Below are 16,365 nucleotides of genomic sequence, written 5' to 3'. Positions count from 1 at the left end.
CGACCTAACGGGGCCGTTAAGGACCGCTTCTGCCATTATAGGAAGGTCCACCTACAACAACATCCCTTGTCGGCGTTCCTGCGTTCGCTCAGCTCTTTTCTTATCCTCACCTGTAACGGCGGCGAATACGATCTCACGTTTACCCTCTCGACTGGCTTTAATCTGCCTCTCGATCAGGTCGCTTCCTGTCCCACTACTGCCAATCCATCCGTCAGCCACGAGTTGACCGAAGGTCGTGTTGTCAAGGTATCGCGGGACTGTCTTGTAACCGAATCGAATACCCTTACGACTCCCGTCGAGAACCCCAGAGGAATTCCGGAGTCGCTCGAAGTAGGCCCTAGTCAGATACATTCCCTGAACCAGCTCGTCAGTGCGCGGGATAGTCGTCTCGCTACGGCAAAGCTTGATCCAGCATGGGCCACTATTCAGGCGATAGTCGTCCCCCTCCCTTACGTTTGCGCACGTGGCATCAACGGCCCGCATGCGATCCAGTTCCCTATCCAGGCTTCGGTCACGAGAGGGATAATATGACCAATCGCCATCAGCTCGTTCCAGTCGCTTATATTGGACCAGAACGAAACTTCGTCTCGTCTCATGGAAGTATATGAGGTCGACTCCCATGGCCGTTTCGTCTGCTTGACGATTACAGTTACCGATGATGAGACGTTGCCCACCTCTACGGAATGCCCTCCACTCCACGTCAGGGGACTCTTCTCTAAGCCACCCCACGAACCGTTCAGCATCTCGAATGATCAATGGGTCTTCTCGAGCCCTCCCCTCGGGAAGTTGGCTAAGAAATCCCTCGCGGCTCACCTCTAGATCCACTGGCGGGGACCACTCGCCTAGTAGCTCTTTCCCGAAGCCTGCCATCTGGAGTGCGTTACCTACAGCATCACGCACCTGAACGAGCGCGCGACCGACGGGCCCTCTGACTTGAACAGGCTTATCAGGCTCCTCAAGTTCGGTAACGATGTCCTTGAGTGCCGGGCGCAGAAGGAAAAGCACGCTCGTGAGCGTCTGCCCGGCCTTATCGGGGAGACAAACGGCACTATTCAGGTACCGCTGCACGAAGGGCGGCACATTGTCATGGAGCTGCGACATGGGGAGCGGCTCGCCGAGGAGTCGAACGCTCGTGATCTCGACTTCTCGCACGAGGGTACCCTTCCATCGGCCGAGAGCTGACCGGCCAATGTGCGTTATCCTGGGCGCTCCACTAGATGACCGAGTCACCAGTAACGTCAGCCGTTTTCCCGTGCGCCACTTCGCGGCCGGCTGAGGCGAGGTCCATCTCTCCGCCAGGCGGTCAGGGTACGGCTCGCGCTCACGGAGGCGCTTCTGCTCATCGGCGGTGCAATAGATGATCGCAACCACGCGCGGTTCTCCTGTCTCCAAGCTATCCAGTTGGCAAGAGCCTGCTCGTCATGAGCTACGCGGAACTGATAACTCCTGCACCCCTACAGGAAGCCAATCAGTCAATTCGATGGTGGGATCTCGAAAACCTGTCGCGCCAGAGCCTCTATCTCCTGGGCGTTGATCCCTTCAAGACCAACGCCCTCGGTGGACCACACGAGGGTTCCCTCTGGACCACCTCCATCGGTCCACGGTTTGATCCCGTGGTCGGCGTACCACCGACGCTTGGCCTCCCAGTTAGCCCGATAGCTGCTCTTATCCAGCATGCCGAGATGCTCCCAATAGATGGGCGGGCGTCCCGCTCGAGAAACGGTGAAGTCCGGAAGCCTTCGTGAGGCGTCTGCCATGACCAGGGGTTGTTCGTAAACGTAGGGCACGTCTAGGTTCGCAAGGATGTTCGCGACGATCACCTCCGACTTGGAGGTGACCAGTTCCCCCCTGACGGTCAAGTGGATATGCGCTCCGTCCAAGGTCCGTCCGTTGGGTGCCTTGAACGGATCGGGCGCGTGGAACAGGCGGGTCAGTCTCCGCCCTGTGTCTGACTGCAGTGGTCCGGCAACTCTCCGCAGCTCGGCCGGATCGCCCTGAATGAACAGGACGCAACGCCCGCGGTGACGGGTCAAAGCTGTATAGAGCAGCTCAGGCGACAACAAGGGGCAGGGGTTGGGGATAATAACGAAGGTGGTCTTGAACTGGGACCCTTGCGACTTGTGAACCGTGATCGCGTACGCGAGCTCCAGGATCTCCCGCCCTAGGTCCTTGTCCTCACCGTTGAGCAAGCCCTCCCAGAAGGTGAAAACAAGATCCTCCTGCGTTGCCAGTTCCACCTTGATACCTGTGGGCTTCTGGCCCACTCGTCCTGCCGAGTTTACAACGAGACCAATCTCGCCGTTGGCAAGATCCCCCTTGATCCTTTCCCGGACGCCTGTGCGCGCAACATCATCATGAGTCCGGTTGTAACCGATCATCACTTTGTCGAAGAGGAGTATCTGGTCCGCTCCCATGGGCTTTGGCAAGTTGTTGTTGCTTCGGGCACGGCGTTGGCCCCCCTCGCGCCAGACACGCCTGATGAGCCGGTTGAGACCGACGATTCCCCCTTGCTGCGCACGGACAGGCGAGAGCAACTGCCAGTTCTCCGCGCCTCGTCCGCCATCAGGGAAGCGGGGAAACCTTTCTTCGATCACTGCGCCAAAGGACCGACATAGAGCATAGGCGTTCTTGTCCTCCAGGCTCAGCTCGGGCATTCCCACAAGGCATTCCACGATCGATTTGTGCAGATCCGTCTCGGTAGTCCACCGCCGGATCTCCAGCGTCCCATCGCCCTCTCCAGCCAGCACGCGAGCCATTGCCTCGTCCGCTGCCACCTGTGAACCATCGACGGAGAACCACGATGCCACGGCCAGATCGTCCCGACCACCCTGCGACCCATGAGGAGCGTTCTCGTCTTTCTGCCTTCGAGCGACGGTCAGCTCAGCCAAGCCGCCTCCAGACAGAGCTGTCTCGTTCCCGTTCTCGGCGCCCTCAGAGTCCCGAAGATATTGGACAAGGTCAGCGAACGGGCGTCCGGCGCCGATCGGCGGAAGCTGCCGGTGGTCGCCGCAGAGAACAAGGCGGTCCACATGCCCTAATGTGGCAATCAGCGCGGCAAGCGCCTCCTCGGGAAGCATGGACGCCTCGTCCACGATCACGGCCGTGTAGGCGTTGTTATCCTTCCTGCCGTTGGGGTGTATGTCGTACGTATTGGTCTGTGCATTCCATCGGTTGAACGGACGTAGATACTGCGCCAGCGTCCTGGCACGTGAGCCAGCTTTCTCTCCCAGCTGCACCCGCGCCTTCCCGGTCGGCGCGAGCAACAGGACCCGCCCGGAGACCGTCGGGTGGGAGCACAGCGCTTGCAGCATGGTGGTCTTGCCTGTGCCCGCCGGCCCGACCAGAACGCTTATGCGCGACCGCATCAGCGTCTCAAGCGCACGGGCCTTCTCCTGACGAGCCTCATGCTCATCCGCGTCATCAGGGTGCGCGGCTCCCTTTATCACAGCGTCGATCAACGCTCGCCAGTCACCCGTCACGTCTATCGGTCCAGCCTCAACACGGTGAAGGACCTCGTCGGTGATGAGGTCACTCGCGGCCGCAAGACGCTCAAGCTGCCAGCCCTGGCCTTTGTTGCCAGCCAGAGCCGTGGAACGAAGGACGGGTGCGAACTCGTCGGCCACAATGCGGAAGGCATCACTGGTTGGGTCACACACCGGTTCTAGAGACATGGCGCCTAGCCGGTCCCGCAACCCCGACCCGTCAAGCAAGGTATGACCATCCTCAGCCGCACGCTCCAGAATCGAGACACATGCGGCTCTGATCCGCCGGTCATCGATGGCCTCCTCGACCGGGTCAGGAAGGGGACTGCGGAGTAGAACCGCAGCCGCTCCCGCGTCTCGCGGGAACAGTCCGCGGTCGATGGAGTGCAGGCTGATGGAGTCCTTGCTGCCACGGTCCAACTCGTAAATCCGATAGGGGTTTTCAAGCAGTTCGCTGTCGGTAACCGTTATGCCGCTCCTTTTACGTGCCTCCCGATCAAAGATTCTCTTGGACTGATCAGCTGTGAGTGAGAAGCGCGCGAGCAGGCGCAGCAGTTCAAAGCGCTCGGGATCAGCCAGCAGACCCTTCCATATCTTCTGGACCATCCTTTGCGCCAGCCCCCGAGCCGCTCCCCGGCCCTGTGCAGCCTCGGACATAGCTTTCTCCAGCGCAGCCCACGGATTAGCCTCCGCGTTAGGATCGGAGGCGAATACACGGTGGGCGATCAGAGCCCCCGTCGGAATCCCCGCCGCCAGCAACGCCGACCCGAGCCCTGGATACGCCCCTCGATGGATCCAGATGTCAGCCATACGCTGGGATATCCATGAGGTGACAACATCCCAAGGGCCGTTGGCCACGCCGGTGAGCCGTTCCACGACCCTTGCGATCTCCACCAGAGCCGCCAAGGCACTGTCGTGACTCACAAGCTCCGACACGTAGGAGAACTCGTTGAAGAGCTCTGGAGCCGTGCGAGCGATGAACGGCGTCAGGTCCTCCCCAACAAGGTCGGGATTGGCCATGAGCTGCTGATATGGGAGGAGGAATCCATCACTGAACGAGGGCGCGCGAATCGAGTGGCTGACTGACCGCTCCCACATGACCGGGTCAAGCGGCCCGGGCCGAGATTTTTCCCACGGGACATGGTTGCCAACATGAGTGACCATACCTGCGCCGATGAGGATCCGGCTTCCAGGAACACGCTGTTCCAGTAGGGGAATATCCTTGGCGTAGATAAGGGCCAACGAGCTGCCTGGGCGGAGAGCTGAGAAAAAGGAGTCAAGCAGCGCGAGCTGGTTGCGACCATCTTGCACCCAAGTGCGAGCCTGTCCAATGTGCTTGTCAGCATCCTCCTCGGCCATTGCATCATAGGATATGCCCCATTCCGCCTGCATTTTTGCTGCATTTTCACGCATCAACCAACCGAAAGGCAGAGCCTCTAGACTGTATGCAGGCATTCTGAGCGACGTTTCCGCCAAATGACTGTGCGACCGCTGCTTTGCGTAAGGGTGGGTCCTCAGAACTGAGAACTCTGAGTTTCGCATGAACCCGCCGCGCTCCGTGACGCATGGCGGTACAGCCGGCTCAGGTGCCCCGTTCCTCCAACTTTGCCCTCGAACCTCCTCTTCTCGCTCTACCTGCTTACGTTTCTTAATGTTCGTCAACATCGTGCACGAGTTGTTCAGCGCGGGATCCACGCAGACCCGACCGGTCCAATCCGTGTCATGCCATGGCACACGAACAGACAGATGTGCCGGGGGAAGCAGCACTGAACCTGGCGCCATGGACATATGCACTCCAATCCAGACCGTCCAGCGTCGCACCGATGCGCTGCGCCGCAGGTTAGGTAATGGTATGCACATACTTCCATGGCCAACATCAGGCGCTCCCGAGTCGTTGCCACGTTGGCTGTGATGTATCGCGAGAAGCCTTGGACCTCGCAAGCGGCCCTCCGACGTGCGCGGGACATGCGCGGGATGATCAAGCGAAGGGCAAGTGCTCCGTAGAATGTTCCTGCAGGTCCGTCCTAGTAAGAGCGCAGTACCGGCCTCTCTCTCCTAAAGCGGGTGCCGCAGGTACGAATCCTGCCGGGGGCACTCATCTCCACCAGGCGTTCTTGCCTCTGGCCTGCGGTTTCTTAGCCGCAGGTCTTTTGCTTCCCATACCCTCGATGGGTCGCCATGGGCACCCGCATGCAGCCGTAGGACCTTGATCACGGGATATATGCGGGATGATCTCCGATGCCGATCCTCAGGTCATCCCCCACAGGGGTCACTTCGAGGGCTGAGTGATGCTCCGGGAAGGACTGCGGCCCCTGGCTCTCTTCGGAAGGACGCTCGCCCTTCGCATGGCCGCCTACATGCGATCTGGATCGACCGAGGCGCGCAAGCGACCCTGGGGACCAAGCCGACGAGGGAGGGACAGGTCAACACCGTTAGAACTTTTCGTAGCCGTCAAGCACACGGTTCGAACGAGTCCCGGTCGCCGAACGAGTCCGGCCACGGCTTGCTCTTGGTGAAGTGACTCCACCAGGCGCGAGTGATCGATAGTCCAGTCCTGCCGCCTCCGCACAGGTCATGGAAGGGATCTCCGCTGAGGCCGGTCAGGTCCCAGGAGAAGACCCCCCACTTAGGAGTGCCGATCAGGGCAATGTTCCCATCCGCATTCAGCGCGACCTCGTCCACCTGGGTGACAGGTGCTTTGAGTACGGCTATCCGGGACGGTCGAGCGCGGTCCCGCAAATCCCACACGACCGTCCTGCCGCCGGCCTCGCCGGTCATGGCGAAGCCGCCATTCGAGGTCAGCGCCGCACTGACCACCATGTGCTCGACATCTGGCAGCGAGGTGAGGCGCTGAGGGCGCGTGGGATTGCTCACGTCCCACAGCGCGCTCCCGACTAGGGCGGTGCGGCCGTCGGCGGTCAGCGCTGCAGCCGCCGACGCGGTGTCGGCCGTGTCCAGCCCACCACCCTGGATCGGCCGTGCCAAGTCAGACAAGTCCCACACCGTCGACGCCCGTTCCCTCACGGTCACTGCGATCCGTCCATCGGCGCTCAATCCCAAACTCCGCAAGACTGAGCGGTGAGTGGCCAAGGCCGCCACCCTGACTGGGCGGCTGGGCTGGGCGAGATCCCACACCGCGACGTTCCCGTCATCGTGCCCGATCAACGCCGTCTTCCCATTGCCGCTGAGGGCCACGTGGCGTACTGAGCCGCCTTCCAGAGTGGCCAGTCTTGCGGGGTGCTCGCGATCGGTCGTGTTCCACAGGGTCGCGAAGCCCTCGCCAGCACTGACCAATGCGACGCGCCCGTCGAGGCTCAACGCCACCGCCCGCACTTCGCCGCCCTGGCTTTCGAGCACGCCGGCGCGTATCGCATCGAGCCGGCCGTCGGGGCGCCCGGAAGGCGACAACGTCCACAGGGCGACGCCCTGGTTTTGGTCGGCGACGAGGGCGGTCCGCCCGTCAGCGCTTATCGCTATGGCCGCGACGATATCGGTGCCACGAAATATTGCTTGGCGTTCGGAGACCATGGTGTCAACAAGCGCAGTACGGGTCTGGTCATCGGCGTGGATCCTCACGGCGGCGACGCCTAAGGCGACGGCCGCATACGGCTCCGTTACCCGGGACGCCACACCTAGAAGCGCCAATTCGCGAGCCTCGGCAACACGCTCGGCCTCCCGCGCGGTGAGGTGCTGGTGCACGGCCATGCCAGTGGCCGCGGCTGCGATGGCGATCAGGGCAACCATGGCGCCAACGAGCGCCCATGCGCGAGGGCGCGGGATCGCCGTCACCCCCATCTGCCCTGATGTCCGTAGACCTTGGATTCAAAGTCCCACGCAACCTCAACGCGGGTGTATGGCGGGGTATTGGGGAATCTCACCGCGATCCATTGGCCTGGATTATTCTTGACGGTTTCCTTCCATTGCTGGTTAAGAGACTCCGCTTCTTTTTGGTTAGTCAGATTCATTATGGAACCAAGATAGGTGCAGGCGGTTTCCGCGATTGCAGCCGCACCTTGTATGGGTTTGACGAATTCGGCGATTACAGGGATGGCCGCACAGGGCGCACTATAATCGGCGTCCGGGTCCTCCATAAGCTTTCCTTTTCGCTTCAGCCATGCCTGCGCGGGAGAGTAGACGTCCGAACAGCGCTTCCCCTTGCTGATGTCGCCCTGAACCCTGTCCTTAAAGTCTTCGCATATATGTTCTGGCTTGTCTCCACAGCCATTCGCTTTGGGATGAGCGACACAGTGGTAGAAGAAGTCCGCCAAGTTATTACACCCTGCGGCTTTGGCTTTCGGCTCCATAAGACAGTTGAGGTGGATGATGCCCACAGAGAAGCACACGCCTCCCGGCGCACCCCGCTGCACGCATTTGCTGGCGTCGCCGGCGACCTTCCCGCATGTACCGGCCGACTGGTCGTATCCATGTCTCCCCTGGGCTGAATAGCCATCATACGCGCACTGTGCGTAGAGTTCCCGGACTGCCGCACATCTACTGGTGGTTGGCTGTGGACTGGCTGACCGGCAGCCCTCGTAGACCTTGGCCGCTCCCGAGCAAACGTTGTTCTGACCGCGCTGCACGGGATAAAGCTCATCACACAGCATGTACTGCTGGTTGCCTTCCACGCACACACTGCGCTTCGTGCCCTTGTTGGCGCGGCAGGCGTCGTAGACGGGGTTCGCGAGGTCGCATCTGTCGCCACCGCCAAAGTTCCGGCACGCGGTGTTGACGCCCCTGGTCTCGCAAGATTTCGCACTCTTCCCGCTCAACCGGCATTGGGTGTACGTCTGCGCACCCTGCTTACAGGCTGACTCCTCTTCGAAACTGTGGTAGCCAGTGACGCAATCCTTCTTGAAGCCTTTCTGGGCGATGTAAATCTTCTTGTCGTCAGCGCACCCCTTGCCCTTGAACCCGTTCTTCACGCAGGCGTTGTATTCCTTCTGCTTGGCCGTCTGGCACTTCTTCTTGCAGGAGGCGTGGCCATCAGGGTCGGTGTTGGTAAGTGGGTTGGCGTTGGCGTAGGTGTAGCGGTTGAGCTGAACAGACGGGTCAGCGGCCTGGGCGAGGGTGTCACGGGAGACGAAGCTGCCAGTGGTGGGCTGATACCAGCGGGCGGCCATGTTGATCTTGCCGGAGTCCGGATCGGTGTAGCCGCCCTGATAGCCCAGCGTGTGCGCGTTCCCCGTGCGCGTGGTCACTTCACCGAACGGGTCGTACGCCACAGAATCGGCCAGCGTGGCGCCGTCGGTGGTGAACGTGCCGATCAGGTCTCCATGCTGGTCAGAGAAGGCGAGTTGGGCGCCCGCGCCGTCGCTGATGCCCAGCGTGCGGCCCAGTGCGTCACGTCCGAAGGAAGCCGTCCTAGCGCCGCCCGCGTCGGTCACAGCGACCAGGTTGTTGCTGAGCCCGTCGTAGGTCATTCGGGTAGCCTTGTCACCTGAGGCGCGGCTCTCGACCCTGTCCAGGGCGTCGTAGTCGTAGGTTACGGCGCCATCGCGCACCATGCGGTCGAAAGCGTCGAACTTGGTCATGCGGACGGCGCCGCCGTCCTCCTCTTTCAGGGTTCCGCGCGCGCTGTAGGTGTAAGTGCGGCCGTCGCCCGAGGTCAGCCGGTTGCGTTCATCGTAGGTGTAGGTCTTGGCACCGGCCCTGATGCGGTTGCCTGCGGCGTCCCAGCCGTACTCGGTCTTCGTACCGTCAGGCGATGTCCAGGAGGTGAGCCGGTTGGACCAGTCGTAGGTGTAGGTGTTGGCGCCCGCGCCTGCCGTCCCCGTGGTGGTCTTGGCAGTCATGTTGCCGTCGCGGTCGTAGCCGTACTCGAGAGAGGCGATAGCCCCGCCGGCCGACGTGGTCAGTTGGTCCTTGGTCAGCCGATTCATCGCGTCGTAGGTGTAGCTGCGACGAGTTCCGGAGGCGCCGTAAGCCATTGAGGTCAGGCGGTTAGCCTTGTCGTAGCCGTAGTCGATGGTGGTGGCGCTGACGGGATCCACCGCCTGGGTAAGGCGGTCGGCGTCGTCCCAGGCGAAGGTGGAGGCGCCGGCGGCGTCCACGCGCTGGATGAGCCGGTTGTTGGCGTCGTAGGCGTAGACGTTGAGGTCTCCGCCTGGACCTGCGCTCTTCAGCAGCAGGCCTCGGTCGTTCAGCGTGAAGGTCAGGTCGTTCGCCGCAATCAGCCGGCCGACGGGGTCGTAACCGAATGTCTTGTCTTCTGTCGCCGCCTCCGCACCGGTACCCGACTCCTTGACCAGTCGACTCAGCTCGTCGAAGACCCGGTCCACCCGCACTCCGCCGGGGATCAGGCTGGTGACAGGATTGCCGGCCGCGTCGTAGAGCGTCGTCCAGGTACGGTCAGCCAGGCTTGGATGCGCGACTGTGCTCGGCTCGAGCACCGATTCGGTCAGGCCCAGGCTGTTGTAGGTGATGAAGGTGGCGTTTCCTCGCCCATCGGTAGAGCGCGTCTGCGCGCCCGCCGCGTCGTAGCCGAAGCTCGTAGTGATCGTCTCGGTGGCCGATACTGGTTCCTTGCGTTCGATCAGACGGTTCCCGGCGTCGAACGCTTGGGTGGTGGTGTGCCCCTCGGCCGAGGTCTTGCTGGTTGGGTTGCCGGCGAAGTCGTAGCCGTACTTCAAGGTCCGCAGGACCGTACCCTGGGCATCGAGTTCCTCGGTCTGGGTTTTGCGTCCGGCTCGGTCGTAGGTCGCAGTGCTGGCGTTACCAAGCGGGTTAGTCGTCTTCACCGGTCGCCCTGCAAGATCGTAGGCGAACGTGGTGGTGTTGCCCAGCGCGTCAGTCTGAGAGGTGAGCGCGCCGGTGGCGTCGTAGGTGCGCGTGGAGGCATCGCCGGTCGGTCGGATCGTCTTGGTAACCCGATCGGCGTCGTCGTACTCCATGCTCGTGACATAGGCCGCTTGGGACGGTTTGCGCTCGATCGTGGTCAGCGTGATCTGGCGGCCGAGGTCGTCGTAGGTGGACTCCGAGCGGGCGCCTATGGGGTCGGTCTGCCACAGGGTCTCGCCGAGGAGGTCGTAGCCGTAGTTCCAAACGCCCGCCTTGGGCGTGGTGACCTGGACTTTGCGGCCGAGGGCGTCATAGACCGCCTTGGTGATCTGCCCTCGGGTGTTGCTGAAGCTGATGAGGTCCCCCGCGGCATCGTAAGTGGCGGTGGACTTGGGGGTGATCGACTGGCCGCCGGGCGGGGTGTAGACGGGGAGGATCTGCTCGACCATTCGGCCGATCCGGTCCAGCACCATGGTCAGCGTTCTGCCTTCGGCGTCGACCTGATGTGTCTGCTCGCCGTAGGTGTTGTATCCCAGGCGCGTGGTCGGCCGCTGGTTGGCCGGTACCGCACCAGCGTGCTCCACCGTCACCGCCGGGAGCTGGATCTGCGTGGCGAGCCCCGCAGCGTTGTAGTGGATAGTGGTGGTGTAGGCCGAAGGATCGGCGTTCGGGACGTTGCCTCGCGGGTCGGTCATAGCCGTGACCAGGCCGCGGTCGTCTACGGTGAGCGTGGAAACCAGGTCCTGACCATCGTTGTGCACGGTCTGGCGCACAGGTCGGTCACCGGCGTCATAGGCGTACTCGGTGATCTCGACGCGGTCGGTGCCCCCCGCGCTCTGCTTGATCTTGACCAGGTTGTCGTTAGCGTCGTAGGCCGCGGTGGTGACTCGGTTCAGCCGTTCGGGATCCACTGCCTGGGAGATCACGCGTCCCGCCGCATCATGGCTCATGTCTACCCGTAACGCGCCGTTGTCGCTGGTACGGCGGGTGAGATGCCCGGCGGCGTCGTATGTGAGGGACTCCAGCACCACATCCCGCGGTGTGGTGGAGCCGTTCAGCCGCGCTCCCTTTGCGATCTTCTCGGCTGGCAGGTTGTCGTTGTAGTAGGTGAACGCGGTTGTGCGGCCCATGGCATCCGTCTGTGATGCCAACCGCCCGGCCGGGTCGTAGGCGATAGAGGTCAGCACCACATCCGCCGTCGGGTCGGGCGTAATGGGACTGCCCGTCCAGCCCTTCAGTGTGCTTGTCACCAGCTCACCGCGCGACGTGTAGCCGTAGTGGTAGGTCGTCCCGCGCTCGTCGGTGAAGTCGGTCTTCTGTCCCATGTGGTCGTAGGCGTAGCGCTGCACGCCGCCTTCGGGATCGGTGACAGTCTCCGTCCGGCCGTAGGCGTCGTAGGTGTATGTGACGGTCCGCGTGATGTCGCCGCCCGTCAGGTCCTCCTGTGTCTCTGTCAGTGGCAGGCCGTCGGGGTCGTAGGTGCCGCTCCACCTCAAGGTGTGCGTGGCCCCGGTGACCTCGTTTTTGACGCCGGAGCCCGTACGTGAGGTGACCTTGCCCAGTGCGTCGTAGGCGATGGTCGTGGTGACCCCGCTCGGGAACGCCTGCGAGATTTCGGTCTGCTTGACGACCCGGCCCAGCGCGTCGTGCTCATACTTCTTGACCAGCCCGGTCGGGCTGGTCTCGGTCGCCAGGTCGCCCGCTGCGGTGTAGGCGTAGATGGTCTCGTTGCCCTTGTAGTCCTTGACCGACTTCAGTAGGCCCGCCGGCGTCAGCCCGCCACCGACGGCGGGCTCAGTGCCTCCGGTGTAAATCTTCGCCGTAGAACGCCCCTCGGGGAAATCCGGAGTCACCGGGGTGGTCTGCTTGGTCTCCTCGCCATAGGGACTGAGGGTCCACGAGGCCATGTACGTCTCATCGGTCGCTGAGGCCGATCTGCCGTCCCGGTACACGGTCTTCAGGTCGTTTCGCGGGTCGAATGGATCATCGACGTTCAGGAAGTAGCTGTAGTACTCACTGGAGCAGTTGTCCGCAGTCCTGCACATCCTCTTGGAGAGCATGTTGCCGCGGGAGTTGAATGCCGTCTCGACCACGTTTCCGTTGGGGTCGATGACCTTGGCAGGGAAGCCACCGGTGTCATAGGTGTACCGGGTCACTTTGCCGAGCTGGTCGGTTTGCGAGACGGACCGGTACCCCCGTAGGGCGTCGTCAGTGTAGGTGAGTGTTCCGCCGTCTGGGTCAGTCACCGTGGTCATGGAGACGGTAAGGGCGGTTGTTTCCTTGACGTAGGCCGGTGACGCGAGCTTCCAGATACCGCCATTGGCGTCAGTATGCGTATTCAGTCGTCCTCCGTCGGCCGCGTAGGCGTTTTCCGCCTCTACGCGGCCCGAGGGGGCAACGGTCTTGGTCATCTGCGGCTGCGGCAGGCGGGCGGCGTAGTGTGCCTGTACGACCTTCGCGCCGAGCGGCTTGCCGTACACGGCGACCTCATCGATGTCGCCCGCGAATGGAAAGACGGCCATGGTGCTGGTGGTGGCCGGCCACGCGGAGGAGCCGTAGCCGGAGCCGATGCGGGTTGCCCACTGGTCCACATGCGTGATCTTCCCGGCGAGCGTGCCGACGCTTTGGCCGTCCAGGAAGAGCGCCTGGGTGTCCTCCGCGCCCGAAAGGACCACGTGGTGCCAGATTCCGTCGTTGACGGGGGTGGCTGAGGTGATCGGTGCGGGGGTGCCGGTGTAGAACTGGCCGCGCAGCTTGCCGTCCGTGCCGACGTACACGACGGGGGTGAAGGCGGACGGTCCGCCGCTGAAGGTGCCGGTGAAATTCTGGTAGCCGATCACAGTGCCAGATCCGGTGGTCTTGAACCACGCCTCTACCGCGAGATTGCCGCCCTGACCGCTGATGGTCGCTGGAGGTAGCTCCACGTAGGTGGAATTAGTCGTTCCCTTGAAGCGCATCGCGGTATCGGGGGTACCGCTGAGGGGTCCGGAGACGGCGGCCGTGAGGTCGGCCGCGGTCCCGGTGAGCTCGGCCTGGTCGGCGGAGATGTTCCAGCCCGCCGAGTTGGCGGTCTTTGTTCCGATGGCGGTGGCGGTCTCGTTCAGCCGCCAGTAGCCGCTGGGGCCAGCGTCCAGGACGATGCTGCGGTAGCGCGAGGCATCGGCGTAGGTGTAGGTGGTGCAAGCCTGACCGGTGTTGGGGGCGCAGACCTTGCTCAGCTTGTCGCCATCGTAGCTGTAGGTCCAGGTGAGCGGGCTACCGTTGACGGGGTCGGTGGACACGCTCGTCACGTGGCTGCCGGTCCAGGTGAAGCTCAGGGATCTGCCACCAGTGCCGGTCGCCTTGGCAAGCTTGCCGTCGGAACCATAGGTCAGATCCTGGGTGCGGTTACGACGGTCACTAATCTTGGTGAGTCGCCCGCTGCCGTCGAACCAGTAGGAGGTGGCGGACTTGTCCATCAAGCGCCAGCCACCTTCCGGGAGGCTGGCAAGTGTGGCAAACGTGCCCGCGGGCGAGGCGTAGGTGCCGTCGCCTTTGGCGGCGAAGCGCAGTTGCTCACCGCTCGGGTAGGTCACCAGAAGGTTCGTCGTCTCGGTCTCGCGGTCGACGCGCATGTCCCAGCGCGTCGACCAGCCTGCCCCGAAGACTCCGTCCGTCCGGGGGTCGAGGCTGTTGTACGTCCGCGTCACGGACAGCGGTGGACCAGCCACAGCTACCGATGCATCCGTCTCCGTGTTCGTGTAATTGCCGGACACATGGTTGAAGTCACGGTCGTCAGTACCCGAGCCCAGAAGCGAATTGAGCGTTCCCTGCTCCGGAGTGGGGATGAAGGTGCGCCAGGAGGAAGTGACGGTGTTGTTGACGGTCGCCGCCTTGGCGTACCACCAATAGGTCTCTCCCCACTTCAGCTTCCTCTCCGGGACGGTCCAGGTGCCGGACTTATCCCACGTTGAGCTCTCGCACCACGTCCAGTTCGGCTGTGTGCCCGCGCACACCTGGAACCAGTACTTGACTTCCGCTTCGTTCAGCGGGCGTGCATGTGCTGACAGAGTGGGTGTCAGGGTGCCGACCTGGGTGTTGTTGGCCGGAGAGAAGGTTTCGAACGGAAGGGCGCTTACTCTGGCGGAGATCCAGTCCGTCCACGGGCTATGGGCGCCCGAGGTCGTGGTGGCCCGCACTCTCCAGCGAACCAGCCACCCGTCCGAGAGCTTGCCTGAAGGCACCTCCATCCACGCGTTCGTGCCCGAGGTATAGGAGGTCGTCGCCGTGCCCGCGTAGATCTGGCCGGTGCCCTGGTCTGGGACGGCCGGGTCGTGTTCCATCTCAATGCTGAGGAACGAGGCGCGGTTCTCCGGGTCGGTTGCCTTCGCGTAGAGCGATGGAGTCAGCGTTGTCGCCGTCCACGACGCCGCGCCACGAATCCCCGGACTCAGGCCGGGCCCCTCAACCGAAGGCTTGTTCAGAGCCACCTTCGCAGATTGCCACTCCGACCAAGGTCCCTTGATACCGGATGACGTAATGCCCTGCACGCGCCAGCGCACCAGCCAGCCATCGCTCAGCTTCGCGGCCGGGACCTGCACCCAGGCGTTCGAACCCGACGCTGCGGGCTTCGTCCCCGTGCCGGCATAGATCAGCCCACTGCCCTGATCGGTCACGGACGGGTCGTGCTCGAACTCGACGCTCAGTGAGGAAACGCGGTTCTCCGGGTCAGTGACCTTCGCGAACACCCATGGGGTGACAGAGGACAACATCCACTGGCCAGGTCCCTCTGTACCCGGGGTTACCCCCAACCCGTCGACCGTCGGCTTCTTGAGATCCACCATCGCGGACTGCCACTCGGACCATGCACCCTCGGTGCCGCTGATGGTGACACCGCGTACGCGCCAGCGGATCCTCCAGCCATCGTTCAGCTTCTCCGCGGGTACCTGCACCCAGGCGTTCGAGCCCGAGGCGTACGAGGTCGTGCCCCTGCCAGCCCAGATCAACCCGGTCCCCTGGCTGGGCAATGATGGATCATGCTCGATCTCCGCAGCCAAGTAGGAGGCGGCGCCAGCGGGATCGATCACCTTTGTGTAGAGCCAGGGCGCCAACGAGGAGACGGTCCACAGGCCCGCCGCCTGCGTGGCAGGAACGGCGCCCAGCCCTGTGCCGGCGGGTTTGTTCGCCTCCACCTTGCCGATTTGCCATTCGGACCAGGGCCCCTTGACGGCGTTGTTGGCAGTAAGACCACGCACCCGCCAGCGGATCAACCAACCGTCTCGGAGAGAACCGCTCGACACCAGCCCGGAGGTCAACCTGGTGCCCGAGGTGTAGGTCGTGGACGAATAGTCAGACCAGATCAGCCCACTACCCTGACCCGGCACGGACGGATCATGCTCCACCTCCACAGCCAAACCAACCCCACGGCCCTCCGGATCGGAAACCACCGCCGAGAACCACGGCCTATCGCTCGAAAAGGTCCAAAGGCCGGAACTCAAGGTGCCCAGGGCTGTAGGGGAGGAAACAGCGGGCTTGCTGACGTCAACCTTGCCTGCCTGCCATTCGGACCAGGGACCCTTGACGGCGTTGCTGGCAGTAAGACCACGCACCCGCCAACGGATCAACCAACCGTCTCGGAGAGAACCGCTCGACACCAGCCCGGAAGTCAACCTGGTGCCCGAGATGTAGGTCGTCGACGAATAGTCAGACCAGATCAGCCCACTACCCTGACCCGGCACGGACGGATCATGCTCCACCTCCACAGCCAAACCAACCGCACGCCGCTCCGGATCGGAAACCACCGCCGAGAACCACGGCCTATCGCTCGAAAAGACCCACACGCCCGAACTCAGCGTCCCGAGCGCCGTTGACGCCGACACCGAGGGCTTGCTGATGTCGACTCTTCCCGACAGCCATTCGGACCAGGGACCCTTGACGGCGTTGCTGGCAGTAAGACCACGCACCCGCCAACGGATCAACCAACCGTCTCGGAGAGAACCGCTCGACACCAGCCCGGAAGTCAACCTGGTGCCCGAGATGTAGGTCGTCGACGAATAGTCAGACCAGATCAGCCCACTACCCTGACCCGGCACGGACGGATCATGCTCCACCTCCACAGCCAAACCTA

4 protein-coding genes are annotated in these 16,365 nt (G+C 62.9%); all 4 read right to left on the bottom strand.

The window, feature by feature from the left end; genetic code table 11:
* Nucleotides 1–51 precede the first annotated feature (51 nt).
* Entirely contained in the window at nucleotides 52–1,152 is a 1,101-nt protein-coding gene (locus HT134_RS24670) for a hypothetical protein (protein ID WP_175602833.1), read from the bottom strand.
* A 320-nt stretch (nucleotides 1,153–1,472) separates the two neighbouring features.
* On the bottom strand, nucleotides 1,473–4,841 hold the full coding sequence (locus HT134_RS24665; protein ID WP_175602832.1) for an AAA family ATPase: 3,369 nt from the start codon (nucleotides 4,839–4,841) through the stop codon (nucleotides 1,473–1,475).
* Between the two features lie 1,092 nt (nucleotides 4,842–5,933).
* The gene (locus tag HT134_RS24660) at nucleotides 5,934–7,226 is read right to left on the bottom strand and encodes a WD40 repeat domain-containing protein (RefSeq protein WP_175602831.1); all 1,293 of its coding nucleotides are present in this window, start codon (nucleotides 7,224–7,226) and stop codon (nucleotides 5,934–5,936) included.
* Nucleotides 7,227–7,267: 41 nt separating this feature from the next.
* Entirely contained in the window at nucleotides 7,268–16,354 is a 9,087-nt protein-coding gene (locus HT134_RS24655; protein ID WP_175602830.1) for an RHS repeat-associated core domain-containing protein, read from the bottom strand.
* Nucleotides 16,355–16,365 lie beyond the last annotated feature (11 nt).

Origin of the sequence: Nonomuraea rhodomycinica, from assembly GCF_013363995.1 — a bacterium.
GTDB lineage: Bacteria > Actinomycetota > Actinomycetes > Streptosporangiales > Streptosporangiaceae > Nonomuraea > Nonomuraea rhodomycinica.
This window is presented reverse-complemented; position numbering and strand designations above follow the sequence as displayed.